Below are 25,256 nucleotides of genomic sequence, written 5' to 3'. Positions count from 1 at the left end.
AACTTTCATAAAAAGAGGTCATAAAAGTAGAAAATTATGTTAAAATTGATATAAAATAAGAACTGTTATAAAGTGGTTTTAGCTTGTAATTTCAAATTTGGAAAATATAAAGAAACGATCGAAAATAGCATTACAAACTCGCTATGCTCAAACAGTGTGATGCTAATCATTTTCTCACTTATTCTATATTTTCACAAATTCTCAATAATTATTCCTCATTTTTATGACTTTGCTAAAATATAGTTTGTCAACAGTCTGGAACCGCTATAGAGCGGTTTGTTTTTTGACAGAGTATAAAAGAAAAGGGGTAATATATGCCATTTACTTTTTCACATCCAGCTATTGTTTTACCTATCAAAGACAAGTATACAAAGTATTTTAATTTAACAGCTTTGATTTTAGGAAGTATGGCTCCAGATTTTGAATATTTTTTAAAATTTAGACCAATAAGAACAATTGGTCATTCTTTATTAGGATTTTTTGTTTTAAATTTACCACTATGCTTTATTTTTGCTTATTTATTTCATATGTTGATAAAAAAATCTTTTATCATGAGCTTACCTACTCCATTAGATCGTTGGTATAGTTATATTGCTTATGAAAAATGGAGATTAAGTTCTATAAATGAATATATTATTTTTGTATATTCATCTTTATTAGGAATGATTTCTCATGTCTTGTGGGATGGATTTACTCATGGCAGAGGATTTTTTGTACAAAAAATTTCGCTTTTAACAAAAAATATTGTAATAATGAATCATTTTATCCCAGTTTATAAATTGCTGCAGCATGGAAGTACTTTTTTAGGATTTTTCATTATTCTTTTTTATATCTATCAAAAGAGAAGGTTTAAAAATTATTCTCTTTTCTATTGGAGTACAAAGAGAAAACTTTTTTATTATAGTTTTATTTTCATGATAGCTGTACTTTTTTTATTAGGAAGAATCTCTTTAATGGATCAGATACATATTTTTTATATAGGGACTTATATAGTTACATTTATTGATGGAATCATAATAGGAATGATGGTATTTTCTATTTTAAATAGAACAAATAGGTATATGATATAATGATGCAATCAATCATATTTTATATATATGAAGATTTATAGTTATAGAAGGAGAAAATATTATGATGAAAAATACGAAGTTAACAGAGGGAAGTATTTCAAAAGCTTTAATCAAACTAGCTATCCCCATTACAGGTACTGCTTTTGTTCAAATGGCTTACAATATGACAGATATGATCTGGATTGGAAGGGTAGGAAGCAAATCTGTAGCAGCTGTAGGAACAGCAGGATTTTTTACTTGGCTTGCTATGGCATTTATATTAATACCAAAGACTGCTGCTGAAATAGGAGTGGCTCAATCTATAGGAAAAGAGGATATAAAGAGTGCAAAAGGATATGTTCAAAATACAATTCAATTGATTATTTTGTTAGCCATATTATATGGAGCGGTTATTTTATTGTTTCGAAACGAACTTATTGACTTTTTTAATATAGGAGATCAAGAGGTTATTGAAAAAGCTATTGATTATTTGGTGATTGTAACCTTAGGCTTTGTTTTTTATTTTTTAAATCCTGTATTAACAGGAATTTTAAATGGTTATGGAAATAGTAAAACTCCTTTTATTATGAATTGTATTGGACTAGTTGCAAATATGTTATTAGATCCTTTATTAATATTTGGATTAGGTCCTATTCCTGCTTTAGGAGTAAAGGGTGCCGCTATTGCAACTATTAGTGCTCAATTGATTGTAACTATAAGCTTTATTTTAAATATTAGAGGAAAATTTATACTATTTAATAACTTTTCTTTATTTAAGAAACCAGAAATGGATTATATGAAAAAAATAATAAAAATAGGATCTCCTGTAGGGTTTCAAAATGGTTTGTTTACTATATTTTCTATGTTTATTGCAAGAATTGTTGCTCATTGGGGGCCTGTACCCATTGCAGTTCAAAAGGTAGGTGCTCAGATTGAAGCTATTTCTTGGATGACAGCAGGAGGATTCTCAACAGCTCTTGGAACTTTTGTAGGCCAAAATTATGGAGCAAGAAAAGGAGAAAGAATTTATAAAGGATATTTTATTGCTCTAGGAATAGTAGGATGTATAGGAGTTTTTGCAACGTTGTTATTAATATTAGGAGCAAAGCCCATATTTTCAGTATTTATACCAGAAAAAGAGGCGATTGATTATGGAGTTGAATATTTAAGAATTTTAGGTTTGTCTCAATTGTTTATTTGTATAGAAATTACTACAACTGGAGCTTTCAATGGAATTGGACGTACAATTCCTCCATCTGTTATAGGAATTGTTTTTACTGGTCTTAGAGTTCCAGTAGCAAAGATTATTTCTTCTGAAAAATTATTAGGATTAAATGGAGTATGGTGGAGTATTAGTATGAGTAGTGTTATTAAAGGAATTATTTTAACTACATGGTTTATGATGCTTCTTTATAAAAGTCCTCAAATGCGAATGAGACATAGAACGGATCAATAAAAAATAAGAATGAAATTTTTATATCTTTGATATAATATGAGTAAAAGAGATAGGGAGATAGGATGATGAATGAAGAGATTTATATGAAATCTATGTTAGATATTCCAAAAGAAATTTATATGGAGGATTTTACTCCTATGGAGGATCGTTTAAAAAATACTTCTATAGAAGAAGAATTTCAAATATTAAAAAGAGAAATCAATCCAAAGGATTTTGAAAAATATTTTAATACTTTGATTCAAATAAAAAAACATGAAAAGGACATGCTTTTGATTACTCATAGTGAAAATTATAGAGCCATTATCTTAAGAGAATATTTAAATACTATAAAAAAAATATTTCATGTAGATCATGTAAGGATACTCATTCAACACATATAAAAGAAGGTATGCATAATATATGTACTATAGGTTGATTTGATAAAGTGGGGTGTAGAGGGTGATTTATTTAGATAATGCAGCAACAACTTATCCTAAGCCAGAAGATGTATATGTAGCTATGGATGTATGTATGAGAAAATATGGAGCAAATCCAGGGAGATCTGGCCATGCATTAGCTCTAGAGGCTGGAAGGATCATCTATCGAACAAGAGAACTTTTATGCAAATTGTTTCATATTGAGAATCCTATGCAAATTATTTTCACATGCAATGCTACAGATTCTTTAAATCTAGCTTTAAAAGGGATATTAAAAAGAGGAGATCATGTGATTACAACTAGTATGGAGCATAATTCTATGATTCGTCCAATTATGACCCTTAAAGATATAGGAGTAGAACATACGATTGTGCAATGCAACCAAAATGGAGAAATCAATCCAAAAGATATAAAAAAAGCTATTCAAAAAAATACAAAGCTTATAGCTATGACACATGGATCGAATGTAACCGGAACCATTATGCCAATTGATGAGGTAGGTAAAATTGCAAAAGAAGCTAATATTTTGTTTTTAGTAGATGCAGCTCAAACAGCAGGGGTCTATCCTATAGATGTACAAAAAATGAATATAGATCTTTTGGCAGCTCCAGGACATAAAGGATTATTAGGACCACAAGGAACTGGTATTTTGTATATCAAAGAAGGTCTAGAATTGATACAAATGAAAGAAGGAGGAACAGGGAGTAAGTCTGAACTATTAACACAACCAGATATACTTCCAGATCGATATGAAAGTGGAACTCCAAATACAAGTGGTATTGCTGGATTAGGAGCAGGAGTTGAGTTTATATTAAAAGAAGGAATAGAAAAAATTAGAGAGCATGAAGAATCTTTGACCAAGTGCATGTTAGAAGGATTGAAACAAATAGAGAAAGTAAAAATATATGGGCCAAAGGATGAAAAAAAACAAGCAGCTGTGGTTTCTATGAATATAGGAGAAGAAGATTCTTCAGAAGTGAGTTATTTATTAGATAAAGTTTTTTCTATAGGAGTACGATCTGGCCTTCATTGTGCGCCAGTTGCCCATAGAACAATAGGAACTTTTGAGCAGGGAACAGTTCGATTTAGTATGGGATATTTTAACACAATAGAAGATATAAAAAAGGCCATTAAGGCAATTGAAAGAATTTGTGAAGAAATGGAGAAGTAGTAATTTTCTATATGGGATTAAAAATAGTATGTGTTAAAATTAGACATACTATTTATTTTTTTGGATTTCCATGAGATAATATATTTTACAGGAAACTTTAAAAGGAGTGGAAGAAATGGCGCAGATGTTTCAGTTTATAAGCAAAAATATGGAAATCATTGTTTTTTATAGTGCTCTGACGAGTATATTATTATTAATTCTTGTATGTATACAAGGAAGAAAGTTCTCTAGACTCAAGAAAAAATATGAAAAATTATCAAATAATATAGAAGGGAAAAATATAGAAGAAATTATTCATCAATATTATTCTAAAATTGATCAGTTAGATATTCGTATGAACAATACAGATCTTTCTATAGAACAAATACAACAAAAACTTCTTTATGCTATTCAAAAGGTTGGAATTATTCAATATAATGCATTTGATGATATAGGCGGAAGCTTGAGTTTTTCTATGGCATTACTAGATGAACAAGACAATGGAATATTAATTACAAGTATTTATAGTAGAAATAATAATGTAGTTTATGGAAAGCCTATTAAAAAAGGAAAGTCATCACATACTCTTTCTGTGGAAGAACTTCAAGCACTCGATCGAGCAAAGAGACAATCTTTAAATGAATATGTGAAGAAAGCTTTATAAAAATTGAAAAATAAAGTATAAATAAAAAACCTTCTAGTCATAATACAGCTAGGAGGTGTTTTTATGCCAAAGATTATTGCTATACAAGATAATTTAAAACCTCTTGGAAAAGAATTAGAAGCAAGGGGTTATGAAGTAGTACATGAAAATTATGATAAAGCAGTAGATGCTATTTTGTATGATAGCAATCACAGTAGCTTGAGTTACCTTGAAAACTTTGACAATGTTATAGATATGGACCGAGGAGCTCTGATTATTAATGTAGCCAATAAAAATATACAACAGATCATTTATGCTATTGAGAAAAGAGCTTATGAATCATTGTTTTAAAAAAGAAGGAGCAAATCAATTGGGAACAAAAGATTGCTCCTTTTTCACTTTTCTTAATTGACGCCAAATACTATACAAAATCCCGTCTGAAATCATATCAGCCATATTCATTACAATACTCAGCCTTGTATTTTGAAGGACCATATATTCCATAAATCCTCCTAGATTGACTACTCCTGTAATGTGTATATTCCCAATATAAGTTAAATCCTTATTTACCCCTGCTCCTGGCTTGATAGGACCATATCCTATAGTCACTTGGCCAATACTTTCATGTCTCCCCAAAGAAGCGTCTATAGCTATAATAAAAGGAGTATCATAGGTCTTATATATAAACTCTATAGAAGTATCTAAATTTTTTGCATGTACAGGATCATTTAATGTACCATGAACAAAAATACCTTCTTTATTTTTAAAATGTTTTTCAAGTTTATATCCAATTAAAGGGCCTAATGAATCTCCAGTAGATCGATCCGTTCCTATGCAGAGAATGATCAAATCACCATATTCATTTGTATAATATTCATCTAGATACTTAGTAAGCACTTTTTGCAAATGATGAGATGCCATAGGGGTATCTACATGAATAGACTTAGGAGGTAAAGAGACTGTAGCATCCATAAAAAATTCCACTCTCCTCTATTGTAATATAATCAAAGTTTGTCCTAAAGGTGAGTGGAAAATTCATAATTTTTATAAAAACTTATTTTAAATTATTTTTAAATTCATTTCTTAGATCTTGAAGATCTTCTTTGATACGTTTATCATGAGGAAGAAGATTGTGTAACTTTTCTGTATAGATAATAGCATTTTTAATATCTTTATTTTCAGGTTCTGCTTTGTAACCAAAGGAATACAGTACGGATAATACTCTGAGAGCATGAATATCATTCGGATTTGTTTCTAAAATCTTTTTGTATCCTTTTATGGCTTTTTCATAAGATCGATTGAATAATAAATGGTCTTCTTTTGTAAATGGAGATCCAGGAATCCATATGGTAGGATATGTTTCATTAGACCATACACCAAAGCTATCCCCAATGATTCCATATTGATCATAGGCAGTAATTTTATAGGTGTATTTTCCTTCAGTATAAAAGGGACCCCATACATAAGAAGGAACAATTCCTTGATCATCCCAAACCATGCCACCACTTCTACTTTCTCTATGGTCATTTACATTTATGGAGATGTGATTTTGTGTAAAAGGATCAGAATAAAAAGTATATTCGGCATTTTCTTGGTTGTTTTCCTTAACCACTTCTCCCATTGTTAAAACATAATAAGATGCATTTTCTATAGGATCAAAATCAAAATCAAGCTTTGTATGATCGGAAGATACTTTTACATTTTTAATATTTAATTTTGGAGTAAAAGATATATGTGTCTCATATTTTGTACTTTGTTCAAGTTGAATAGAGCCTCCCTGTGGAGTAAAAAAATTTTTCCCTTTAATTAAGGGCCAAGGAACATAAGCTGCAATTTTATATTTTCCTTTAGGAATATTTATAAAAGAAAAATTACCGTTTTGGTCTGTGATGGACATGGAAATAGAGTCTTCACCTACAAAAGATGCAGAAAATGAGGTGTCATCTTCTCTTTTAAGTAGCAAAATTTTATAAGGAAGAGGTTGTTTTTCTAGTGTTAATGTTCCATAAATTTGTCCATCTCCAGATGTAGAGTTTCTTTTGAGTTGGTATGAAATATTTTGTAGTGCATCTTCTATATTGAGAAGTCTAGCATAAATTTCATATTCATTAGATAAAGAAAGATATTGAGTCATTTCATAGGAAGGTACAGAATAGTCTTCTCCCCTTAATAAATGATAATAAGAAAGAATAAAAGATGCTTTATCTTTTAAAGGAGCATAAGAATCTAAATTATTTTTATCTATTATGGTTGGAATTTTTTCAATATCTCCTGTCAAAAGATGAATAGAAGATAGAAATAACTTATGAAAATTTAAAAGGGCAGGGTCACCTGCTTGATCTTTTGCATTAAGAATTTCTATAGATCTATGATAATCTCCTCCAAACCAATTTAAAAGAGCTGTATCTAATTGTAGTTTTAATTTTAAATTGGGATTGATGCAGTTTTGAATAACTTTTTCATATTGTTCATTAATCTTTTTTAAATCTTCTTTTGAAATATTAAAACCACTTTTACAAGATGAATCATGATCGATGTATACTATATCTGTCATAAGAGAAAGATTTTTAGAAGATAATATATTTAAAAATTTTCTATGGGTAGTAAAAGCAGCTAAAGGGCTAGAAGGATCTGTTTCTAATATTTTTTCATAATAGCCGTTGGCTATGTCATGGTTTTCATTCATATCGTATAATTTTCCAATTCCATAAAGTATATCTGGATAAAAGATTTGAAAGCTTAAAAAACCTATGAATAAAATGACTATAAAGCATAATATGTGCTTTATTTTGATTGTAATATATTTCATGATTTACCTCCTATTTTGAAGTAGTACAGGGTATATTTGAGCATGAACAATTTCTTTATGAGTCAGCTTGATTTGATGGGCTGTAAAAGAGCCTATTAAAATCATAAAAATCAATATACATCCAATAGCAGGGGATAGATGAATACGAATCTCGTAATTTAAAATTCTTTGCAATATATTTTGTTTTTTTATAGGATGTAAAGAGTTTAAAATATTTTGTTTCATATGAGGATTCATTTGTATATGAAATAAAGAAGAATCTAATTTTTCTTTAAATAGTTTTTTTACAACATCTTCATGGATTTTCATAAATTCATCTCCTTTTCTAGTAAATCTTTAAGCAGTTTTCTTCCTCTATGAAGTTTGCTTTTTATAGTGTTTATATTTTCACCTGTAATTTGATGAATTTCTTCCATTGTAAAATCTTCATAATAAAAAAGAATGAGTATACAACGATAATGATCAGGAAGAGAAAAAATAAGGTTTTGAATATGTTCTTTGTCTACATATTCGTCTTGAAAATCTTGTGAGTTTTTAAAATGATCCCATATGATATCTGTAGGGAAAACTCTTTGAAACCAAGAGGTTTTCATATATTTATTACATTTATGAATGGTGATTTTATAGATCCAAGTATAAAGAGAAGATTCTTTTCTAAATTGATGAATTTTATAAAACAGAGTAATAAAAACTTCTTGAAGAATATCTTCTGCTAATTTTTCATCTTTTACCATAAGATAAATGGTTCTAAAAAGTTTAGTACCATAAAGATCCATAAATTTTTCTAAAGCTGTTGGATCACCATTTTTGAGTCGTGAAACATATATATTTTCATCTATTTTCATAATATAGAAGGTTTCCTTTCTTTGTTCTATTTATATAGAGTATATTAAAAAGAAAAAGGTTGCAAAAAAGTATATAAAAATGAAAATTTTAATAATATATATATAAATGTTCATTTCCCTGGAAATTTAAAAAGAAAGGATTGTGATGAAGGTGATCAAAGTAAAAGGAAGAAAAAATATTTTTGCATTGATTGTATGTATATTGATTCCTGAGTTAGTAGGGGTATTAAGTGCTTTTTTGACAAAAGATACATATAGGGAGTATGCAAACTTGATTAAACCAGATTTTTCTCCACCAGGATGGGTTTTTCCTATTGTATGGACGATTCTTTATTTTTTAATGGGTATAGCAAGTTATAGAATTTTTATGTTAGGGACTCAAAATCCTAAAGTAAAAAAGGCATTGTTTTTTTATGGATTACAACTCTTTTTTAATTTTTTTTGGCCAATACTTTTCTTTGGACTTGGGTTAAGGGGATTTGCGTTTGTAGAATTGATTGTTTTGTGGGTTCTTATTCTCATTACTTTTAAAAAATTTTACAAATTAGATGCATGGGCAGGATATTTGTTGATTCCATATATCATATGGGTGGCTTTTGCAGGGATTTTAAATTTTTTTGTTTGGAAATTAAATCAATAAAATAATTTTTCCATATCTTAGAATGAATAGTAAAAAAGTACTATGGTTATTATTTTACATAAATGTTAAATTGAATAATGTGTGCAAAATTTATGAAAAGTACATGACATGATAGATAAAAAGATATGGAGGTTATTTAATGAAAAAAAGTAAAGTTTTAAAAGGAATAGGTATTTTTTTATGTAGTATACTTTTATTAGTAGGATGTGGACAAAAGGATGTAGCTTCATCTAATGAAGTAAAAGTAGAGCCTATGAAAGTAGAATTTGAAACTCAAGATTTTTCAAATGAATTTTTTGAAACAAAGTATCCAACTACATGGACAAGTGAAAAATATAAAGATATGGATGATATAACTGTATTTATGTGTGGAACACAGGATCCAGAAACTAATTTCAAACCTAATGTAAGTGTTCAAACTTTTAATGAAAAATTTCCCGATATAGATGAATATATGAAGCAATTACAAGAAGAAGTAGATGCTGCTGACGATACAGATATGCTTAAAAATTTAAAAATGGAAAAAATCACTTTATCTAATGGAGAAGCAGTAAAAACAACTGTTACGTCTACTGTACAAGGGGTAGAAGTAAAACATATGCAACTACATATATTTGATCATGATAAAAAAGACAAATATGCTATGATGTATTATATTAATGTTTCAAAGGATTTTGATCAACAATTAGAAGCCGTTATGTATATGGCAGATACATTTAAATTTAAGAAGTAGTAAATAAAATAAGAAAAAAACTTAGTTCATTTGATTTGAGCTAAGTTTTATTTTTTTAGAATAAACGAACACATGTTCGAAAAAATGTGGTATAATTTTCTATATATCTAAAATATTTGGAGGAAAAGTTCCGATAAAGTGCCACAAGTATGCCTAAATTGGTAAAAAATATATATTATACTTTAAAATAAGAGATATACAAAAAAATCAATAAATTAAATAAAAATCAATAAATGTATTTTTATTACAGATATCAAAAAATAAACTATTTATGGTGGTGAAGGTTTATGTATACACAAAGTTTAGAAAAAGAAAAAATACAAAAGCGTAACAAAAAAATAAGTATGAAGGGAGTGGAAAATACTCTTAAAAACTTAAAACAATATGAAGCAAAAATAAAAGAAATAGAACTTCAGATCGGAGATTTAAAAGATATGCAATATTTAAGTTTAAAGGGTATCAATTATGAAGAATTTATAAGGAGCAATCAAATTTTTTCTAAAACAGAGACACAGGTATTGAAGGATTTAGAAATAGAAGAAATGATTGATTTACTTGAATTTGAAAAAAGGCATATGGAAAGATTTTTAAGAAGAATTCACAATGCAGTAGAAAGCCTTACAGATTTAGAGAAAAAAATTATCAAGATGAAGTATGTAGATAAGAAAATTTGGAGGTATATTACTTTTGAAGTAAATATAGAAGAAAGACAATGTAGAGAAATAAGAAATGAGGCTTTAACTAAAATCTATAAAATACTCAAAAACAGTATTTTATTAGAGATATCTGCATTGGATATACCGAAAAAGTGCCGAAATTAGGCCGATATAATAAAAATGAATCTATTATAATTTAAAATGAGAAGAATGAATCGTGGCGTTACACGTAAAACACGTAAAGGAATAAAAGGAGATGATTTTAATGAAAGAGTTAAAGGAAATCCTAGGAGAAAGTTTATACAAAGAAGTAAAGGAAAAAACAAAAAATCAAAAAATACTCTTAAATAATAATCAATTTGTTCCAAGAACTAGACTCAATCAAGTGATCCAACAAAGGGATGCTTATAAAGAAAATGTATTAAAACTTAAGAAAAAATTAGAAGCAATGGAGAAAGAACTACACAAAGAAACCAATCAGTCTATAGACTCTAATGAAAAAACATTAATGGATTTCATGGAGATAAGCCATTTATTAAATCATTTAATAGAGGAAAAACTTATGGAACGAAGGAGCTTGTGGAAGGAGAGATGATGATTACATTATTAAAAATTCAAGAGACTGTATTAAAAATATTAAAGAGTCATTTTGATACGAGTTATTTCTATGAAACCATGCAGGGAGAATCATTGGATAGACCTGCATTTTTTATTGAAGTTTTACCTGTATCTACTACGTTAGAAAGCAGATATCATCAAAATAAAAAAATCAAAATAAAGATTGAGTACTTTTCAAAAAGCCAAACCATCAAAGAAAATATTGAGATATTAGAAAAACTTCAGGATATTTTTTCTTGTGTTTTAGAAGTAGAGGATAGGAAATTTACTATTCAAGAAACTACAGTAAAAATGGTAGATAAAGTATTGGTGTTTTCTTTTGAAATAGCTTTTATAGATACAATAGATCAGATGAAGGTCTATGGTTATAAAAATTATGAAATGATGAAGGATTTAAGAATAAAGGAGGAGATTTAATGGGTTTACCACAAATATTAATAAACTTTAAAACACAAGGAACAACTGCAATTCAAAGAAGTGCTAGAGGAATTGTAGCACTTATTTTAAAAGAGGATAAAGTGGATTTAGAATCAGTAGAATATAGATCTATCGATGAAGTAGCAAAAGACAACTGGACAAAAGAGAACAGAGACTACATTGAAAAAACGCTCATGGGAATACCTAGCAAAATTATTATTGAAAGAATTGGAAAGGAAGAAGATTATGCAGTAGCTTTAAAAAGATTGAAAAATAAAAAGTGGAATTATCTTTCTATTCCAGATATTTCACAAGAAGCAGTTCAAAATATTGTTTCATGGATTAAAGAACAAAGACAAAACAATAAAAAGACATTTAAAGCAGTACTTCCCAATGTAGAGGCAGATCATGAAGGAATTATCAATTTTGCAACAGAAGGTATAAAGGTAGGAGATATGACTTATAGCGCAAGTCAATATACTTGTAGGATTGCTGGAGTGCTTGCAGGACTTCCATTTACAAGAAGCTCTACTTATTATGCACTTAATGAACTAGAAAGCATTACAGAATCAGAAAATCCAGATAAAGATATTGATGCTGGAAAATTAATTCTTATCCATGATGGAGAAAAAATCAAAATAGGCAGGGGAGTCAATTCTTTGACTACTACTACAGCTACAAAGGGTGAAGAATTTAAGAAAATTAAGATTGTAGATGCAGTAGATCTGATGAGAGATGATATTCATGATACTTTTGATGGATCTTATGTAGGAAAAGTTGTAAATTCCTATGATAATAAAGTATTGTTTTTAGCTGCACTGAATGCTTATTTTGAGGAATTAGAAAGAATAGATGTATTAGACCCAGATTATGATAGCAAGGCCGAGATTGATATGCTTGGGCAAAGATTATATCTCATGAAAAAAGGTGTAGAGGTAGAAGCATTAAAGGAACAAGAAATCAAAGAGTACAATACTGGAAGTGAAGTATTTATTAAGGCAAAAGTAAAGTTTTTAGATGCAATGGAAGACTTAACAATGGAAATATTTATGTAAGGGGGAATCAATATGGCAAATAAAATAGCTGGAAATAGAGTGATTAATGGTACATGGGGAGAAATTTGGTTAGATGGAGATAAGGTCAGTGAGTTAACAGGACTTGAGGCAAAGATTACATTGAAAAAAGAAGATGTAAATATGTGTGGCGTTTTGGCAAAGGATACAAAGATTACAGGATGGGAAGGAAAAGGAACACTAAAGATGCACAAAGTAAACTCTAGGATGGCAATCAAGCTAGGAGATATGATTAAAAAAGGAAAAGATGTAAGGTTTACTATTGTTTCAAAATTAGCTGATCCAGATACAGTAAATGGTCAATCAGAAAGAGTTGTACTCAAAGAAGTAAGCTTTGATGATTTAACTCTTATGAATTTTGAGACAAAAGCATTAGGAAAAGTAGAATGTCCATTTACATTTACAGACTATGATTTTGCTGATATGATTCAGCCAGAATAAGGAGGATGAATATGAATACATTAGATTTGTTGCTTCAATTAGATGAAAAGAAATTAAAAAAGCCTAGTAAAGAAGTAGAAATAAAAAGGTTATCTTCTATGACAGGAGAAAAAGTAATTTTTCAAGTGGAAGCATTAACTCCTGATAAAATGGAGGAAATTCAAGAAATGGCAATGGATGAAAATCAAGAAAATATAAACATTGGGGAATTACAGCTTATGACTGTTATAGAAGGAGTGAAAAACCCAAGGTTTAAAACAAAGGAATTAATGGATAAATTTCATGTATATACACCAAAGGATTTAGTAAGAAAGCTTCTTCTTCCTGGAGAGCTTCTGACTTTATACAATATGATTGGAGAATTAAGCGGGTTTGATGGTGGAGCTGTAGAAGAAGTAAAAAACTAATTGACACAGATGGTTTGACTCAAATGATTTATTATTTTTGGAAAACCAAAGGAATTAGACCGTCTGTGATCTACAATATGCCAAGAGGGGAATTGATTCTTTTGATGGCATTTTATGAAAAGGAAATGGAAGAAATTGAAGAGATGATGAATAGAGAAATAGAAGAATAAAGGTACCTTGAATAGGTGCCTTTTGATTTTATGGCAAAGTCATAAAAAACGTCACTAATTTTCGAATTTGGAAAATATATAGAAACGGTCGAAAATAGCATTACAAACTCGCTACGCTCAAACAGTGTAATGCTATCAATTTTCTCCCTTATTCTATATTTTCACAAATTTTCAATAAATGTTCCTTATTTTTATGACTTTGTCATTAAACATTTTAACTACAATTTGAAAGGTATCATATAGAGGGATCTTTTTTATTTGTAAAAAAAAGGTGGTGAATGAATGAGCGATGGAAGCTTAACTGAGAGAGTTGACGATAATTATCATGGTGAATTTGCCAAAAAACAAGCAGAAAAATTTAAGTCTTTTATAAAAGATGAAATCACAGATTTTATCAGTGAGCCTATTGATAAATTAATATCTAATCTAGGGCCTATTAAAAAGCTAAATGAAATGAAATCACAGCTTGCGAAAAAATATATTGACCCTTCTTTAGATCACATAGGGCAGAAAATAAAAGAGAGAGTCAATTTTTATGACACAAATCAGGATTTTACTGAGCATATGAAAAATATAGCAACTCATGATGATACAAAGGACAAAATAGGTGAAGTAGGTAAAAAGGCAATTTTTAAAGTAACTAGTAGATATAAAAATCAATTAGGGGATATGTCTTATAAAGTAATGAAAAAAATAGGAGAATTTAGTGGGAAAGATTTGAATAAACAAGCGAAGACCATAGCAAAGATTACAAAACAGATGGCATCAGGAAGATATACTAAGTTAAAAAATGAGATAGGAAAAACAAGTAAAATATTAGTTGAAAAATCAGTAAATATGATTGGGAGATTGAGAAATAAAAATTATACATCTCAAGCAAAGACTTTAGGTAAGATTACAAAAGAGATGATTCATGGGAAATATACAACTATTTTATCCAAAACATCTACAAAGTTTCCAAAACTACTAAGTATAGGAAAAACATTTAAAAAATCATTTTTCCCTGTTTTAGGATACGCAGAAAATATTAAGACTATTGCAAAAGGAGATAGTAAATTTTTATCAGCTCTTGCAGCAACAGATATGGCTTTAGATGCAACGCAAGTCTTACCAGGAGTAGGAACGGTATTATCTACGGTAGGTTCTGCTGTAAACTTTGCAGGGAGCATTTTTTATGAAGCTGCTCCAAAACATATACAAAAAAAATTAGATAAGGGTACAGGAAAGATGATAGATACAGTAAAAAATATCTTTGCACCTAAAAGATCCTTATCTACCATTAAAAAATCAGGAAAAAATGGTGGGAAGATGAGAAGGTTACCCAATAAAGGACGTAGTAAAAGTAGAATTCAACAAAAAAACCACATCAAATCATCAACAAAGGTATCTGGAAACAATGTTTATAAGCTTTATAAGAATAATAAAATTACTCCAAAAGCTAATAAAGTAGCCAACGGAGGAACAAAGATCATGGGTACTCGAGTAGATCATTCTATTAAAAACCAAAACAAATACACTATTAATATTAGCGGTACAAACAAGTCAACTACAGAGATTTTAAATGAGTTGGTTCCAAGATTAAAACAATCAATGGCAAATAACTATAGATATGCATAAGGGAGGTGGGTATATGGATATATTTCTTTCTATTAATAATCGAGAGCAAGTCATTAGACTTCCTGTATTGCCTAAAGAATTTAAGATACAGTCAGGAATGAAGAATGAAACTTTTGATACTATCAATCAAGGAGAAATCAAACTTATTGGTATGGATTCTTTAAAGAGTATATCTATCCAGTCATTTTTTCCAAACAAAGACTATCCTTTTTTAAGAGATAGACAATATAAAGGGTGGGAATATATAAAAATTCTAGAGGAATGGAAGAGCAGAAGAGTACCTATCCGATTGGTTATTACAGATGCTTCTAATGAATTAGTGAATATGCCTTGTACAATAGAAAGTTTTGAATATGGACAACAAGATGGAACAGGAGATATTTACTATACTCTTACTCTAAATGAGTTTAAATTTATCAAACTAGAACAAAAGGTGGTGTAGTATGTATCAGCTATTGAGTATAAAAAATAATATACAGACAGATATTACCCCTTTGGTTGGAAATATTCAGTGGAGAAGCAATATCAGTGAGCTAGGACAACAGCTTGACTTTGATATTGCTTTTAATGATGATCGATATTTTCCAATCAATCCAGTACAGCTAGGAAGTTTGATAATATTAAAAAACAAAGATGAAATATGTAGAGGAATTGTAGTATCTGAAGAAAAAAATGGAAGAGGCAAGATCAATTATAGCTGCTTTGATTGTGCTTTTTATTTGAATAAAAGTAAAGCCGTTTATCAGTTTAATAAAACCACAGGAAAGAAAGCTATAGAAACGATTTTAAATGATTTCTCCATTTCTATTGGATCTATAGCTCCTATTCCTACGATTATCCATAAAATATATAATGATAAAGCTGTAAGTGAAATTATTGAAGATATTTTAGATATTGCCCATAAAAGTACACAAACCAAGTATAGGATGGAAATGAGAGCAGGAAAATTGTATATAGAAAAACAACAAGAGCTAGAGGTACAAGGAACCTTTCAATTGGCACAAAATATACAGCCTTATGATGTAAGTAGTGCTATTTCTAATCCCAGTCGCAAAAGATCTATAGAAGAGATGAAAAATAGTATCCAAGTTATATCAGATGATCATTTGATCATCACAGAAGGAGATAAAAAGTTGATTCGAGAATATGGACTCCTTCAAGATGTAGTCAGTATAGAAAAAAAGGATAAGATTCAGGCAAAAAATATTGCAAACAATATGTTAAAGGAATTAGGAAAAATATTTGAAGAAAATAGTGTAGAAATGTTAGGTGATGATAAAGTAAGGGCAGGAAGAACCATTACAATCCAAGAACCAGTCACAGGCATTTGTGGGAAATATTTAATCAAGGATGTAACCCATACTGTTCAAAATGGAATCCACAAAATGCAATTAGGATTGGGGGTGATGTAATGGATGGAATTAGTGAATTGGCAAGTTTATTTAAAGAAAGGGACAATAGACCTTACTTGGGGCCACAAGTAGGAACGATCATTAGTCCCCCTCCTAATATTCAAGTATATTTAGGGGATAAGATTATATTGACGAAAGAGCATTTGATTATAGGAGCTCATGTTTTAGAGGATTATGAAAGACAATTTGAGATTAAAGGAGACGAAAGCACTAGTGGAGAAAGTGGATCAATTACATTAAAATCTAACGTTCCTACTACCTATGAAGTAGTAAATGGAAATGTAGAAGGAAATGTCAGTATGAAAGGAACATTCAAATATACAGATACCTTGAAAAAAGGAGATCAAGTAATATTGATTCCTACTACAGACGAACAAACCTACTTTCTACTAGACAAGGGGGTGAGTTTGTAATGTTTCCACAAGTAGCAAATTTAAAAATGAAAGAAGAGAAGCCAAAGGATTTGCCAAGGATGGGTAAGTCTTTTTTATTTGACTTTGATAAAGGGGAGTTTGTCATAAAGGATGGGAGATTAGTAGAGGTATTAGGTGTAGACGCAATTAAGGGATGGATTGATAAAGTATTAAGAACAGAAAAATATAAATATAAAATCTATCAAAGAAAAGATAAAAATGAATATGGCGTGATTGTAGAAGATCTTATTATAGGAAAAAATCTTCCAAAGGATTTTATAGAAGCAGAATTAAAAAGAGAAATCAGTCAATCTCTTATGAAACATCCTATGATTGCTTCTGTTTATCATTTTGAAATCAAGAAGGTTGCATCTTATATAAATTTATCTTTTAAGGTGAATTTAATAAATGAAGAAACTTTTAATAAGGAGGTGAAATCTTATGCTAGAGGATAAAGAAGTGATACAAGATAGAATGATTAAAAATGTATCTAATATTTATGATCGATCAGAAGGGTCTTTTTTTTATGATGCCCTAAAGCCTGTTGCCATTGAGCTAGAGTATATGAAAAAGGATATGAAAAATTTAGAAGATAAATTAGAAATCAAAAACTTAAAAGAAACAGAATTAGAGCAAAGGGTATATGAGAAAACAGGAATCAAAAGGAAACTAGCCACTCAAGCTACAGGCTATGTAACAATTATAGGAAAAAAAGGAGCGAAGATTTGTATAAATGATAAAGTCTCTAGTGATACAGTAGATTTTATCGTACAAGAAGATAAAACTATAGATGATAAAGGACAAGTAGAGGTATGGGTAAAGTGTGAAGTATATGGAATCATAGGGAACGTTCCAGCAGAAGCCATTAGATATTTTCCTGTGACTCTTAATGGTATTAAAAAGGTAATAAATCCAAAAGAGTTTACAAATGGTTATGATGCAGAAAGTGATGAAGAGCTTTTACAAAGATACTATGAGCGTATTCGAACTCCTGCCACATCAGGAAATAAATACCATTATCTCAATTGGGCAAAGGAAGTAACAGGAGTAGGAGATGCAAGGGTTATACCTCTACCTAATAATCAGCCGAATACGGTAAAGGTAGTAGTTATTGATAAAGAGAAAAAACCAAATATAGAGCTTGCTAAAGAAGTACAAGAATATATTGATCCTGGATCCAAAGGATTAGGGGAAGGCAAAGCTCCTATTGGAGCCTTTTGTAAAGTAGTAAGTGCAGAGCCTGTACTTTTAAATATATCCTTTCATCTTACAGAGAAAGATACTGCTATTTTACAAGAAGTGATTCAAAAAGATGTAGAGGAAAATATAAAATTATATTTAAAAGAAATTGCCTTTAGAGAAAACAAGGTTAGTTACAATAAGATTGCAAGTATTGTATTAGATTCAAAAGGGATACTGGATTTTTCTGATTTGACTATCAATAATGAAAAGAAAAATATCATGATTCATGAAGAGGCAGTTCCAGTGCTAGGAGGGGTTATCATTGCTTAAAAATAGAATGTTAAAATATTTACCCTTTTATGAGCAAAAATCAGAGATATTTCATGAACTCATGAAAGTACAAGGAAAAGAATTAGATCAAATCACATTAGATTTAAAGGATTTAGAAAGACAATTATTTATAGAGACAGCTACTTGGACACTAGATATATATGAAAAAGAGCTTGGAATTCAAACAGATAGAGATAAAACCTATGAAGATAGAAGGAGCACTATAAAGTCCAAATGGAGAGGAACAGGCAAAGTAGATAGAAATCTTATCAAATTAGTAGCAGATGCTTATACAAATGGAGATGTGGAGGTTACTTTTGATGGCAGGATCAATATTATATTTACTAGTGTTTATGGAGTGCCTCCGAATATAGAGGATTTAAAAAATGCTATTGAAGAAATTAAACCTGCACATCTAGAAATATTATATGAATTTCTTTATATTACATGGTTACAAATGAGACAGACAACTTGGGGAAAGGTAAAGAAGATGAATTGGAAAGAAGTGAGAACAAGGAAGGTGATAGGATGCCAGAGCTAACTAGAAACATAAAGTTAAAAAAACCTTTAGATCATGAAACAGCAGATATTAAAGTGATCAATGAGAACATGGATAAAATAGATAATGAAATTACAGAGCTACAAAATAAAATAGAAGATAAAACAGAAATAATAGTGGCTGAAAAAAATGTGCCTGTAGGAGAAAGAAAAAAAGGAACATTTTATTTTTTTATCACTGATCAAGTACCTACACAAGTAGTAGAAAATATAAAGGTTAGTCCCACCATGGGGATTAAAAAAATATAAAATAGGAGGAGATATAAATGGCTAAAAGTAAAGTAAGAGTACAATTGTTAGATGAAAAGACAGGGGCGATTTTGGAGGAAGTAGATGTTTTGACTGGTGCAGATTGTGTAACTTTTGACGATGGTGAAACATTTCAACAGAAATTAAATGCTGGCAAGTTAACTGGTCCCAAAGGAGCAACTGGATCACAAGGTCCGAAAGGAGATAAAGGAGATCAAGGACCTAAGGGGGATACTGGAGCAAAAGGAGCCACAGGAGAGAGAGGACCACAAGGCCCCAAAGGAGATAAGGGAGATCAAGGAATTCAAGGACCGAAGGGGGATACTGGAGCAAAAGGAGCTACAGGGGAGAGAGGACCACAAGGTCCCAAAGGAGATAAGGGAGATCAAGGCATTCAAGGACCTAAGGGGGATACTGGAGCAAAAGGAGCCACAGGGGAGAGAGGACCACAAGGACCTAAAGGAGACAAAGGAAATCCTGGCGATCATGTTAAATTTGGCACAGCTGTATCAAATGCAAAAGAAGTAAAATTGTTTTTTAAAAAGATGTAAGGAGGATGAAAAATGGCTGAAAATAAGATAAGAATAGAGGATCACAATGGAAATGTATATTATCCTCAAACTAAATCTGATGTAGTTTTTATGAAAAATGGAAGAACTGTAGAAGATGCAATTATTATGCACCAAGGTGAAAATAAACAATTAAAAGAAAAATTAAATGGTGTAGATAAACAGTTAAATGGTATAGCTACTTATTTTGAAACAGATACCATAAATCCAATCTATAGATTTAGTAATGATTATGATGATCCTAATAATACCACAAGGAGCTTTATAGTAACAAAGCATGCAAACTCTCCAGTTCCAAATAGTTTTTGTTATATTGTTACACTGACTAGGGATAAGGGGAACAAATTTGGAACAAAAAAACAAACAGCTTTTGTTTATGGTACTTCTGATATTTTTATACGGTATGGAAGAACAAATCCTCAATGGGGGGGAAATTATTCATGGAGTTCGTGGAAAAGAATACTAACACAAGATGATTACGATCAACTTTTTCAATCTGCCAGTAATGGAAAAACAGAAATCGCTACCGCTATTACTGGCATGGGACAAAATGCAAGTGGAAGCGAGGTATTTAGTGTATTAGCAAATAAAATAAAAGACATTTCTAAAGATGCGACAGCAAGGGCAAATGATGTTTTAAATGGAAAAACTTTTTATCAAGGTGGGAAAAAGCAAACAGGTGTTATGCCTAATCACAATGCATTTACTATTAACCCTACAACTTTTAATCAAATAATACCAAAAGGGTATCATAATGGTTCTGGTATAGTAAAAGGAGAATCCAATTTAAGACCTGAAAATATAAAACAGGGAGTAAATATTTTTGGTATTAATGGAAACTTTATTGGAGGTGTAGAATTAAAAAATATACAAAGTGGTTCTACTTATGTTTATAGAAGTAGAGTAACTGTTCCAATATCTTCAGTAGATTTATCAAAATCATTCATAATAATTAGTGGTAAAAGAGACAAGAGTCCATATTTAGGAATAGGAATTAATGTTAAACTTTATCACAATAAATTAGAATTGGAAGGAACACAAGCAGGAAATGCACTTGTAGGATGGAGTGTGTTAGAATTTAAAAGAGGTATAAGTGTTCAACATGGTCGTTCTTCTCATGGAAAGGTAAACATATCTCCTATAAATATAGAGAGAAGTTTTATCCCACCAATACAATTTGATATGGCATATAAATTTAATAGCAATACTCAAATAGAAATGATTAAAAGTACAGACAGGTACCCTGATGGAAATGATTTTGATTGGCAAGTAGTTAGTTTAATCTAAAAATGAAGGAGGATAAATTATGTTTTATTACGCGCAATTAAATGAAAATTGTGTTTGCATTGGAATCTCATGTTTAAGTGGAGAAATTAGAAATAAAAGGATGATACAGATAGAAAGTATGTCAGAAGATTTTTTATGGAGAAAATATGAACATGGAGAGTGGTCGAAAGAAAAGTTTGAACTACAATCAACATCACCATTAACAGAATTTGAAAAAACAAAACAGAGTCTTATAGAGGTTGAAAATGCTATTGCGAGTCTTATAGGGGGTGCTATGTAATGTCTACTTGGAAAAAAAATATTTTTATTAGAGTAATATCTAGAAGAATGAAAGAAGAAAATCGAACAGCAGAAGAAATTATTTCAGAGTATTCAGCACTTACAGAAGCAGAAAAACAAGAGATTCTTAATACAAGTAAGTCGATATAGGGAAATTATGTGAAGTAATCCTCATATAGAAAATAGAAACAATATAATGTTTTTAACAACCAGATGAATCATCAAAAATTTAATAAAGGACGATGCAAATGGATATAAAAAATAGTATAAATATGATCATAGTAGGTTTAGGGACTGGTATGAGCATATTGATAGGAGAGTGGAATAGAATTATTCATATTTTAGTAATATTGATTATAATGGATTATATAACAGGTTTAATGAAAGGATATAAAAACAAAGAAATATCCAGTGAGATGGGACACAAGGGGCTGCTTAAAAAGGCGGCTATTTTTATTGTCATTATTCTTGCTCATCAGCTAGATTTGGCAGTCGCATCACAAAATCCTGTCTTTAGAACCATGACCATTTATTTTTATATAGCAAATGAAGGTATATCCATTACAGAAAATATTGCAGGCTTAGGAGTTCCTTTGCCTGCTTTTATTGTAAAGGTACTCAAAAAAATGAAAGAAAAAAATAATGAAATGGAGGACTAAAAATGTTTAATGTTGTATCAAATATGAATGTATCTAAAAATTTCAAACTCTCTGAGTTTGTATGTAAAGAAGGAAAAAATGAAGTTATATATGATTACAGACTTATAAGACTCCTTCAAGAAATGAGAGACAAAATAGGAAGACCTATGATCATCAATTCTGGGTATCGTTCCCCTTCTTATAATAAAAAAGTAGGAGGTTCTCCAAGAAGTCAGCATGTATTGGGAAAAGCTGTAGATATTAGAGTAAACGGATTTTCTCCAGAAGAGATTGCAAAGATTGCAACCAAGATGGGTTTTACAGGAATAGGAGTGTATAAGAAATTTACTCACTTAGATGTACGAGATCATCCACACAGTAGAGGATATTCTTATTGGGATATGAGATAGGCTAAGGATATTCATTATTTTATTTTAGAAAATTTTACATTGTAAAAAAGCTAGGATAGTCCTAGCTTTTTTTAATTCAAATTACTTTGAATAATTTTATATATTTTTTCACTTAATTCATTTTCTTCTTCTTTAGAAAGATTTTCTGTATAGATAGGTTTTGAAATTGTTAATTTTACTTGAGATGCTTTGATTCTATTTTTGTTTTCTTCTAATATCTTATAAGAACCATCGATAGTGATAGGAACAATAGGAACCTTTGCTTTGGTAGCCATTTTTAAACTTCCCTTTTTAAATTCATTCATTTGAGAACTTTTACTTCTTGTTCCTTCTGGGAAAATAACCATAGAATGACCGCCTTTTAATGATTTGATTCCTTCTTGAATGGCTTTTAGAGATTGTCTTGGGTTTTCTCGATCAATAAAGATACATCTTTGTTTTCTCATCCATGCTCCAAAGACAGGGATATTTCCAAGCTCTATTTTTGCAACAAAGGATATAGGCTTTGGAATAGATGAATATAATATAGGAATATCAAAATATCCTTGATGATTTCCAACAAACAATACAGGACCTTCTGGAATATTTTCAAGACCTGATACTAAAATCTCCGAACCTGTAATATTTACCGTAGCTTTTCCCCACTTAGAGGCTATTTTGTGAAGAAGATGATTCATTTCTTCTATTTTTCCTTCTTTTTCTAGATTGTTAATTTTCCAAAGTTTAGGAAATAAAACAAGCATATATAATACAATATAAATTCCTACATATATAGTTTTAAACATATGATTCTCCTTCCTTTCGCTCTTTATATAATATCATAAAATTTTATTTTTTCTATACTAAAGATCATTTAATTTTTTTATAATATACAATTGATATGCATTGAAAAATATTTTTTCGATAAATATTCATAGGAAGGGTAAAACTAATAATATGAATTTTTTAAGATAATGGGGGTAGAATGATGACTTATATTTTATTGTTATTAGGTTTTGTGTTTTTGATTAAAGGAGCAGATTATTTTGTAGATGCAGCTTCTAATGTGGCAAAAATCCTTAGAATTTCTCCTATTGTTATTGGACTTACTATTGTCGCTTTTGGAACTAGTTCACCGGAAGCTGCAGTAAGCATTAAAGCAGCTTTAAATCAAAACAGTGGGATTTCCCTAGGAAATGTAGTTGGAAGTAATATGATCAATATGACTTTTATTTTAGGAATTACAGCCATGATTCGTCCCCTCACTGTTGCAAAAGAGACAATCCGAAAAGAAATACCCTTTACTTTATTATCTAGTATTCTTCTTTTAGTACTGATGATGGATCAAAGGTTTCAAATGAATATAAAAAACCAACTTACAAGAGGAGATGGATTGGTTTTACTATCTTTTTTTATTATATTTTTATATTACATACTAGAAGTAGCTGCAAATAGTTTAGAAAAAAATGAGGCAGAGGAAGACATTCAAATAGGAAGTATGAAAAAAAATATATTTATTGGTCTAGGTGGTTTGGGAGCTATTATTTTAGGAGGAGAATTTGTAGTGAGAAGTAGTACAAAAATTGCTATAGATCTAGGTCTTAGTGAGACATTAGTAGGACTTACCATTGCAGCTATAGGAACTTCTCTTCCAGAAATGATTACATCCATTACAGCAGCCATTAAAAAACAAAGTGATATTGCAGTTGGAAATATTATAGGAAGTAATATTTTTAATATTGTATTTATACTAGGAGCATCTTCTACTGTTTCTACTATGGCTATTGACTCGACAATATTTACAGATGTTATCTTGATGATTGTAGGTACGATATTACTTTTTATTTTTTCTAAGACCCAATATGAATTATCTAGAAAAGAAGGGTTTGTTTTATTTGCATCTTATATAGCATATGTGGTGTATATTATTATAAGAAATTAAATCCAAATTTTAAAAAAGTATTTTGTGAATAATTGCCCCCTTAATTTAAGATACTATATTTGAAAATAAAAGAAGGGAGTGTTATGAGTGACACAACTTAATCAATTAGAACTTCAAAATATTAGACACCTTATTGGTTCTCATGAGACGGCATATCAAAAACTTCAATCTTATGGTCAACAAGCAACAGACCCACAAATTAAACAAATGTTTCAAAAGTCTGCTCAAGATGCACAAAACACAAAACAACAATTACTATCATTTTTACAATAGGAGGGAAATCAATGCAAGAAAAAGATATGGTAAATGACGTATTGTCTATGATCAATAGCAGTATTACAGGTTATGCCAATGTAATTACACAAGCATCCAATCCTCAGTTTCGTCAAGCTGTTCAACAAATGAGAAATAACTGCGAAACATTCCAATACAACCTTTATAAGACTGCTGAGCAAAAGGGTTATTATCAACCTGCTGCACCAGCAAATCAAAATGATATTCAACAAATCAAATCTCAATTTAATGCATAGTCAAAAAAAGGCTTCTGTTTACCAGAAGCCTTGATCTTTAGTACACTTCATATTTTCTTTTGATTTCCTTTTCTCTTTCCTTTCGATTAACAGCAGCTACATATCTTATAAATAAGATCACAAAGCACATTGTGATTAAACGAAATAACATGCTGATCATCTTCTTTCTACATAAATTTGTTAAAAAATTAACTTTGTACTTTGAGTATAACATATTTTGCCATACAAATAAAGAGGGAAAATAGAAAAAATAGAAAAATAGGAAAACGAAACCAACTTTGAAAAAACAATAGAAAACCTATATTAACAATTTACATAATGTTAAATAATTGGTAATT

37 protein-coding genes are annotated in these 25,256 nt (G+C 29.9%); 32 read left to right on the top strand and 5 right to left on the bottom strand.

The window, feature by feature from the left end:
• Positions 1–314: 314 nt before the first annotated feature.
• The 6 genes from BN2409_RS02660 (at position 315) to BN2409_RS02635 (ending at position 5,065) form a co-directional block, all read left to right on the top strand.
• Positions 315–1,070 (top strand): DUF4184 family protein, encoded by a 756-nt coding sequence (locus BN2409_RS02660; RefSeq protein ID WP_053955115.1) that lies wholly within the window; start codon positions 315–317, stop codon positions 1,068–1,070.
• Between the two features lie 61 nt (positions 1,071–1,131).
• Complete coding sequence (locus BN2409_RS02655) at positions 1,132–2,505, top strand: MATE family efflux transporter (RefSeq protein ID WP_330375360.1); 1,374 nt, start codon at positions 1,132–1,134, stop codon at positions 2,503–2,505.
• A 65-nt stretch (positions 2,506–2,570) separates the two neighbouring features.
• Complete coding sequence (locus tag BN2409_RS02650; protein ID WP_053955114.1) at positions 2,571–2,885, top strand: hypothetical protein; 315 nt, start codon at positions 2,571–2,573, stop codon at positions 2,883–2,885.
• A 58-nt stretch (positions 2,886–2,943) separates the two neighbouring features.
• A complete protein-coding gene (locus tag BN2409_RS02645) occupies positions 2,944–4,092 on the top strand; it encodes an aminotransferase class V-fold PLP-dependent enzyme (protein WP_053955113.1) in 1,149 nt (382 codons plus the stop codon).
• A gap of 115 nt (positions 4,093–4,207) precedes the next feature.
• Complete coding sequence (locus tag BN2409_RS02640) at positions 4,208–4,735, top strand: DUF4446 family protein (RefSeq protein WP_053955112.1); 528 nt, start codon at positions 4,208–4,210, stop codon at positions 4,733–4,735.
• Between the two features lie 63 nt (positions 4,736–4,798).
• Positions 4,799–5,065, top strand: coding sequence for a YkuS family protein (locus tag BN2409_RS02635; RefSeq protein ID WP_053955111.1), 267 nt, complete (start codon positions 4,799–4,801; stop codon positions 5,063–5,065).
• Positions 5,066–5,080: 15 nt separating this feature from the next.
• Here the strand turns inward: BN2409_RS02635 and yyaC are convergent, their stop codons facing one another.
• The 4 genes from yyaC to BN2409_RS02615 all read right to left on the bottom strand — a co-directional run bounded on the left by yyaC (position 5,081) and on the right by BN2409_RS02615 (position 8,368).
• Entirely contained in the window at positions 5,081–5,686 is a 606-nt protein-coding gene (yyaC, locus tag BN2409_RS02630; protein WP_053955110.1) for a spore protease YyaC, read from the bottom strand.
• A gap of 82 nt (positions 5,687–5,768) precedes the next feature.
• Entirely contained in the window at positions 5,769–7,523 is a 1,755-nt protein-coding gene (locus BN2409_RS02625; protein ID WP_053955109.1) for a tetratricopeptide repeat protein, read from the bottom strand.
• A 3-nt stretch (positions 7,524–7,526) separates the two neighbouring features.
• On the bottom strand, positions 7,527–7,832 hold the full coding sequence (locus BN2409_RS02620) for a hypothetical protein (RefSeq protein ID WP_053955108.1): 306 nt from the start codon (positions 7,830–7,832) through the stop codon (positions 7,527–7,529).
• The gene (locus BN2409_RS02615) at positions 7,829–8,368 is read right to left on the bottom strand and encodes an RNA polymerase sigma factor (RefSeq protein ID WP_053955107.1); all 540 of its coding nucleotides are present in this window, start codon (positions 8,366–8,368) and stop codon (positions 7,829–7,831) included. The genes BN2409_RS02620 and BN2409_RS02615 overlap by 4 nt, the downstream gene beginning before the upstream one ends.
• A 145-nt stretch (positions 8,369–8,513) precedes the next feature.
• Between BN2409_RS02615 and BN2409_RS02610 the strand changes: the two genes are divergently transcribed.
• The 23 genes from BN2409_RS02610 to BN2409_RS02510 all read left to right on the top strand — a co-directional run bounded on the left by BN2409_RS02610 (position 8,514) and on the right by BN2409_RS02510 (position 22,467).
• Entirely contained in the window at positions 8,514–9,008 is a 495-nt protein-coding gene (locus tag BN2409_RS02610; protein WP_053955106.1) for a TspO/MBR family protein, read from the top strand.
• Positions 9,009–9,147: 139 nt separating this feature from the next.
• A complete protein-coding gene (locus BN2409_RS02605) occupies positions 9,148–9,741 on the top strand; it encodes a hypothetical protein (RefSeq protein WP_053955105.1) in 594 nt (197 codons plus the stop codon).
• Between the two features lie 287 nt (positions 9,742–10,028).
• Positions 10,029–10,562 (top strand): hypothetical protein, encoded by a 534-nt coding sequence (locus tag BN2409_RS02600; protein ID WP_053955104.1) that lies wholly within the window; start codon positions 10,029–10,031, stop codon positions 10,560–10,562.
• A gap of 100 nt (positions 10,563–10,662) precedes the next feature.
• A complete protein-coding gene (locus BN2409_RS02595; protein WP_053955103.1) occupies positions 10,663–10,992 on the top strand; it encodes a hypothetical protein in 330 nt (109 codons plus the stop codon).
• Positions 10,992–11,432 carry a phage tail terminator family protein gene (locus tag BN2409_RS02590; RefSeq protein ID WP_053955102.1) on the top strand — a complete coding sequence of 147 codons (441 nt, stop codon included), beginning with the start codon at positions 10,992–10,994 and terminating at the stop codon, positions 11,430–11,432. The genes BN2409_RS02595 and BN2409_RS02590 overlap by 1 nt, the downstream gene beginning before the upstream one ends.
• Positions 11,432–12,487: a phage tail sheath C-terminal domain-containing protein gene (locus BN2409_RS02585; RefSeq protein WP_053955101.1), complete on the top strand. Its 1,056-nt coding sequence runs from the start codon at positions 11,432–11,434 to the stop codon at positions 12,485–12,487. Before BN2409_RS02590 ends, BN2409_RS02585 begins: the two co-directional genes overlap by 1 nt.
• A 12-nt stretch (positions 12,488–12,499) precedes the next feature.
• Positions 12,500–12,946, top strand: a complete 447-nt coding sequence (locus tag BN2409_RS02580) for a phage tail tube protein (RefSeq protein ID WP_053955100.1) — start codon at positions 12,500–12,502, stop codon at positions 12,944–12,946.
• Positions 12,947–12,957: 11 nt separating this feature from the next.
• Entirely contained in the window at positions 12,958–13,353 is a 396-nt protein-coding gene (locus BN2409_RS02575; RefSeq protein ID WP_053955099.1) for a phage tail assembly chaperone, read from the top strand.
• A gap of 23 nt (positions 13,354–13,376) precedes the next feature.
• On the top strand, positions 13,377–13,523 hold the full coding sequence (locus BN2409_RS17095; protein WP_199872908.1) for a hypothetical protein: 147 nt from the start codon (positions 13,377–13,379) through the stop codon (positions 13,521–13,523).
• 282 nt (positions 13,524–13,805) lie between these two features.
• Positions 13,806–15,140 carry a hypothetical protein gene (locus BN2409_RS02570; RefSeq protein ID WP_053955098.1) on the top strand — a complete coding sequence of 445 codons (1,335 nt, stop codon included), beginning with the start codon at positions 13,806–13,808 and terminating at the stop codon, positions 15,138–15,140.
• 13 nt (positions 15,141–15,153) lie between these two features.
• On the top strand, positions 15,154–15,582 hold the full coding sequence (locus BN2409_RS02565; RefSeq protein WP_053955097.1) for a hypothetical protein: 429 nt from the start codon (positions 15,154–15,156) through the stop codon (positions 15,580–15,582).
• Between the two features lies 1 nt (position 15,583).
• Positions 15,584–16,552: an XkdQ/YqbQ family protein gene (locus tag BN2409_RS02560; RefSeq protein ID WP_053955096.1), complete on the top strand. Its 969-nt coding sequence runs from the start codon at positions 15,584–15,586 to the stop codon at positions 16,550–16,552.
• Positions 16,552–16,965, top strand: a complete 414-nt coding sequence (locus BN2409_RS02555; protein WP_053955095.1) for a DUF2577 domain-containing protein — start codon at positions 16,552–16,554, stop codon at positions 16,963–16,965. Before BN2409_RS02560 ends, BN2409_RS02555 begins: the two co-directional genes overlap by 1 nt.
• On the top strand, positions 16,965–17,420 hold the full coding sequence (locus tag BN2409_RS02550) for a DUF2634 domain-containing protein (RefSeq protein ID WP_053955094.1): 456 nt from the start codon (positions 16,965–16,967) through the stop codon (positions 17,418–17,420). The genes BN2409_RS02555 and BN2409_RS02550 overlap by 1 nt, the downstream gene beginning before the upstream one ends.
• Positions 17,407–18,477, top strand: a complete 1,071-nt coding sequence (locus BN2409_RS02545) for a baseplate J/gp47 family protein (RefSeq protein ID WP_053955093.1) — start codon at positions 17,407–17,409, stop codon at positions 18,475–18,477. Before BN2409_RS02550 ends, BN2409_RS02545 begins: the two co-directional genes overlap by 14 nt.
• The gene (locus BN2409_RS02540) at positions 18,470–19,018 is read left to right on the top strand and encodes a putative phage tail protein (protein ID WP_110942905.1); all 549 of its coding nucleotides are present in this window, start codon (positions 18,470–18,472) and stop codon (positions 19,016–19,018) included. Before BN2409_RS02545 ends, BN2409_RS02540 begins: the two co-directional genes overlap by 8 nt.
• A complete protein-coding gene (locus BN2409_RS02535) occupies positions 19,006–19,284 on the top strand; it encodes a hypothetical protein (protein ID WP_053955092.1) in 279 nt (92 codons plus the stop codon). Before BN2409_RS02540 ends, BN2409_RS02535 begins: the two co-directional genes overlap by 13 nt.
• 17 nt (positions 19,285–19,301) lie before the next feature.
• Positions 19,302–19,835: a collagen-like domain-containing protein gene (locus tag BN2409_RS02530; protein WP_199872901.1), complete on the top strand. Its 534-nt coding sequence runs from the start codon at positions 19,302–19,304 to the stop codon at positions 19,833–19,835.
• 12 nt (positions 19,836–19,847) lie between these two features.
• Entirely contained in the window at positions 19,848–21,140 is a 1,293-nt protein-coding gene (locus BN2409_RS02525) for a pyocin knob domain-containing protein (RefSeq protein WP_053955091.1), read from the top strand.
• Positions 21,141–21,159: 19 nt separating this feature from the next.
• Positions 21,160–21,420 carry a hypothetical protein gene (locus BN2409_RS02520; RefSeq protein WP_053955090.1) on the top strand — a complete coding sequence of 87 codons (261 nt, stop codon included), beginning with the start codon at positions 21,160–21,162 and terminating at the stop codon, positions 21,418–21,420.
• Complete coding sequence (locus BN2409_RS17090) at positions 21,420–21,569, top strand: hypothetical protein (RefSeq protein WP_199872900.1); 150 nt, start codon at positions 21,420–21,422, stop codon at positions 21,567–21,569. The genes BN2409_RS02520 and BN2409_RS17090 overlap by 1 nt, the downstream gene beginning before the upstream one ends.
• 98 nt (positions 21,570–21,667) lie before the next feature.
• On the top strand, positions 21,668–22,078 hold the full coding sequence (locus BN2409_RS02515) for a phage holin family protein (RefSeq protein ID WP_053955089.1): 411 nt from the start codon (positions 21,668–21,670) through the stop codon (positions 22,076–22,078).
• A 2-nt stretch (positions 22,079–22,080) separates the two neighbouring features.
• A complete protein-coding gene (locus BN2409_RS02510) occupies positions 22,081–22,467 on the top strand; it encodes a YcbK family protein (protein WP_053955088.1) in 387 nt (128 codons plus the stop codon).
• A 71-nt stretch (positions 22,468–22,538) separates the two neighbouring features.
• Here the strand turns inward: BN2409_RS02510 and BN2409_RS02505 are convergent, their stop codons facing one another.
• Positions 22,539–23,252 carry a lysophospholipid acyltransferase family protein gene (locus BN2409_RS02505; RefSeq protein ID WP_053955087.1) on the bottom strand — a complete coding sequence of 238 codons (714 nt, stop codon included), beginning with the start codon at positions 23,250–23,252 and terminating at the stop codon, positions 22,539–22,541.
• A gap of 182 nt (positions 23,253–23,434) precedes the next feature.
• Here BN2409_RS02505 and BN2409_RS02500 point away from each other — a divergent pair, with 182 nt between their 5' ends.
• From BN2409_RS02500 to BN2409_RS02490, 3 genes are all read left to right on the top strand, one after another.
• Complete coding sequence (locus tag BN2409_RS02500; protein WP_053955086.1) at positions 23,435–24,388, top strand: calcium/sodium antiporter; 954 nt, start codon at positions 23,435–23,437, stop codon at positions 24,386–24,388.
• 87 nt (positions 24,389–24,475) lie between these two features.
• A complete protein-coding gene (locus tag BN2409_RS02495) occupies positions 24,476–24,661 on the top strand; it encodes a hypothetical protein (RefSeq protein WP_053955085.1) in 186 nt (61 codons plus the stop codon).
• An 11-nt stretch (positions 24,662–24,672) separates the two neighbouring features.
• Entirely contained in the window at positions 24,673–24,918 is a 246-nt protein-coding gene (locus BN2409_RS02490) for a spore coat protein (RefSeq protein ID WP_053955084.1), read from the top strand.
• The last annotated feature ends 338 nt before the right edge of the window (positions 24,919–25,256 follow it).

The organism is Inediibacterium massiliense, from assembly GCF_001282725.1.
GTDB classification, from domain to species: Bacteria; Bacillota; Clostridia; order Peptostreptococcales; family Thermotaleaceae; genus Anaerophilus; species Anaerophilus massiliensis.
The sequence above is the reverse complement of the archived record's forward strand: the minus strand, read 5'-3'. Positions and strand labels throughout refer to the sequence as shown.

Bases quoted from the DNA above. Each gene is read 5' to 3' on its own strand.
- BN2409_RS02660 (WP_053955115.1), top strand. From the start codon at position 315: ATGCCATTTACTTTTTCACATCCAGCTATTGTTTTACCTATCAAAGAC.
- BN2409_RS02655 (WP_330375360.1), top strand. From the start codon at position 1,132: ATGATGAAAAATACGAAGTTAACAGAGGGAAGTATTTCAAAAGCTTTA.
- BN2409_RS02650 (WP_053955114.1), top strand. From the start codon at position 2,571: ATGAATGAAGAGATTTATATGAAATCTATGTTAGATATTCCAAAAGAA.
- BN2409_RS02640 (WP_053955112.1), top strand. From the start codon at position 4,208: ATGGCGCAGATGTTTCAGTTTATAAGCAAAAATATGGAAATCATTGTT.
- BN2409_RS02635 (WP_053955111.1), top strand. From the start codon at position 4,799: ATGCCAAAGATTATTGCTATACAAGATAATTTAAAACCTCTTGGAAAA.
- yyaC (WP_053955110.1), bottom strand. From the start codon at position 5,686: ATGGATGCTACAGTCTCTTTACCTCCTAAGTCTATTCATGTAGATACC.
- BN2409_RS02625 (WP_053955109.1), bottom strand. From the start codon at position 7,523: ATGAAATATATTACAATCAAAATAAAGCACATATTATGCTTTATAGTC.
- BN2409_RS02620 (WP_053955108.1), bottom strand. From the start codon at position 7,832: ATGAAAATCCATGAAGATGTTGTAAAAAAACTATTTAAAGAAAAATTA.
- BN2409_RS02615 (WP_053955107.1), bottom strand. From the start codon at position 8,368: ATGAAAATAGATGAAAATATATATGTTTCACGACTCAAAAATGGTGAT.
- BN2409_RS02610 (WP_053955106.1), top strand. From the start codon at position 8,514: ATGAAGGTGATCAAAGTAAAAGGAAGAAAAAATATTTTTGCATTGATT.
- BN2409_RS02605 (WP_053955105.1), top strand. From the start codon at position 9,148: ATGAAAAAAAGTAAAGTTTTAAAAGGAATAGGTATTTTTTTATGTAGT.
- BN2409_RS02600 (WP_053955104.1), top strand. From the start codon at position 10,029: ATGTATACACAAAGTTTAGAAAAAGAAAAAATACAAAAGCGTAACAAA.
- BN2409_RS02595 (WP_053955103.1), top strand. From the start codon at position 10,663: ATGAAAGAGTTAAAGGAAATCCTAGGAGAAAGTTTATACAAAGAAGTA.
- BN2409_RS02590 (WP_053955102.1), top strand. From the start codon at position 10,992: ATGATTACATTATTAAAAATTCAAGAGACTGTATTAAAAATATTAAAG.
- BN2409_RS02585 (WP_053955101.1), top strand. From the start codon at position 11,432: ATGGGTTTACCACAAATATTAATAAACTTTAAAACACAAGGAACAACT.
- BN2409_RS02580 (WP_053955100.1), top strand. From the start codon at position 12,500: ATGGCAAATAAAATAGCTGGAAATAGAGTGATTAATGGTACATGGGGA.
- BN2409_RS02575 (WP_053955099.1), top strand. From the start codon at position 12,958: ATGAATACATTAGATTTGTTGCTTCAATTAGATGAAAAGAAATTAAAA.
- BN2409_RS17095 (WP_199872908.1), top strand. From the start codon at position 13,377: ATGATTTATTATTTTTGGAAAACCAAAGGAATTAGACCGTCTGTGATC.
- BN2409_RS02570 (WP_053955098.1), top strand. From the start codon at position 13,806: ATGAGCGATGGAAGCTTAACTGAGAGAGTTGACGATAATTATCATGGT.
- BN2409_RS02565 (WP_053955097.1), top strand. From the start codon at position 15,154: ATGGATATATTTCTTTCTATTAATAATCGAGAGCAAGTCATTAGACTT.
- BN2409_RS02560 (WP_053955096.1), top strand. From the start codon at position 15,584: ATGTATCAGCTATTGAGTATAAAAAATAATATACAGACAGATATTACC.
- BN2409_RS02555 (WP_053955095.1), top strand. From the start codon at position 16,552: ATGGATGGAATTAGTGAATTGGCAAGTTTATTTAAAGAAAGGGACAAT.
- BN2409_RS02550 (WP_053955094.1), top strand. From the start codon at position 16,965: ATGTTTCCACAAGTAGCAAATTTAAAAATGAAAGAAGAGAAGCCAAAG.
- BN2409_RS02545 (WP_053955093.1), top strand. From the start codon at position 17,407: ATGCTAGAGGATAAAGAAGTGATACAAGATAGAATGATTAAAAATGTA.
- BN2409_RS02535 (WP_053955092.1), top strand. From the start codon at position 19,006: ATGCCAGAGCTAACTAGAAACATAAAGTTAAAAAAACCTTTAGATCAT.
- BN2409_RS02530 (WP_199872901.1), top strand. From the start codon at position 19,302: ATGGCTAAAAGTAAAGTAAGAGTACAATTGTTAGATGAAAAGACAGGG.
- BN2409_RS02525 (WP_053955091.1), top strand. From the start codon at position 19,848: ATGGCTGAAAATAAGATAAGAATAGAGGATCACAATGGAAATGTATAT.
- BN2409_RS02520 (WP_053955090.1), top strand. From the start codon at position 21,160: ATGTTTTATTACGCGCAATTAAATGAAAATTGTGTTTGCATTGGAATC.
- BN2409_RS17090 (WP_199872900.1), top strand. From the start codon at position 21,420: ATGTCTACTTGGAAAAAAAATATTTTTATTAGAGTAATATCTAGAAGA.
- BN2409_RS02515 (WP_053955089.1), top strand. From the start codon at position 21,668: ATGGATATAAAAAATAGTATAAATATGATCATAGTAGGTTTAGGGACT.
- BN2409_RS02510 (WP_053955088.1), top strand. From the start codon at position 22,081: ATGTTTAATGTTGTATCAAATATGAATGTATCTAAAAATTTCAAACTC.
- BN2409_RS02505 (WP_053955087.1), bottom strand. From the start codon at position 23,252: ATGTTTAAAACTATATATGTAGGAATTTATATTGTATTATATATGCTT.
- BN2409_RS02500 (WP_053955086.1), top strand. From the start codon at position 23,435: ATGACTTATATTTTATTGTTATTAGGTTTTGTGTTTTTGATTAAAGGA.
- BN2409_RS02490 (WP_053955084.1), top strand. From the start codon at position 24,673: ATGCAAGAAAAAGATATGGTAAATGACGTATTGTCTATGATCAATAGC.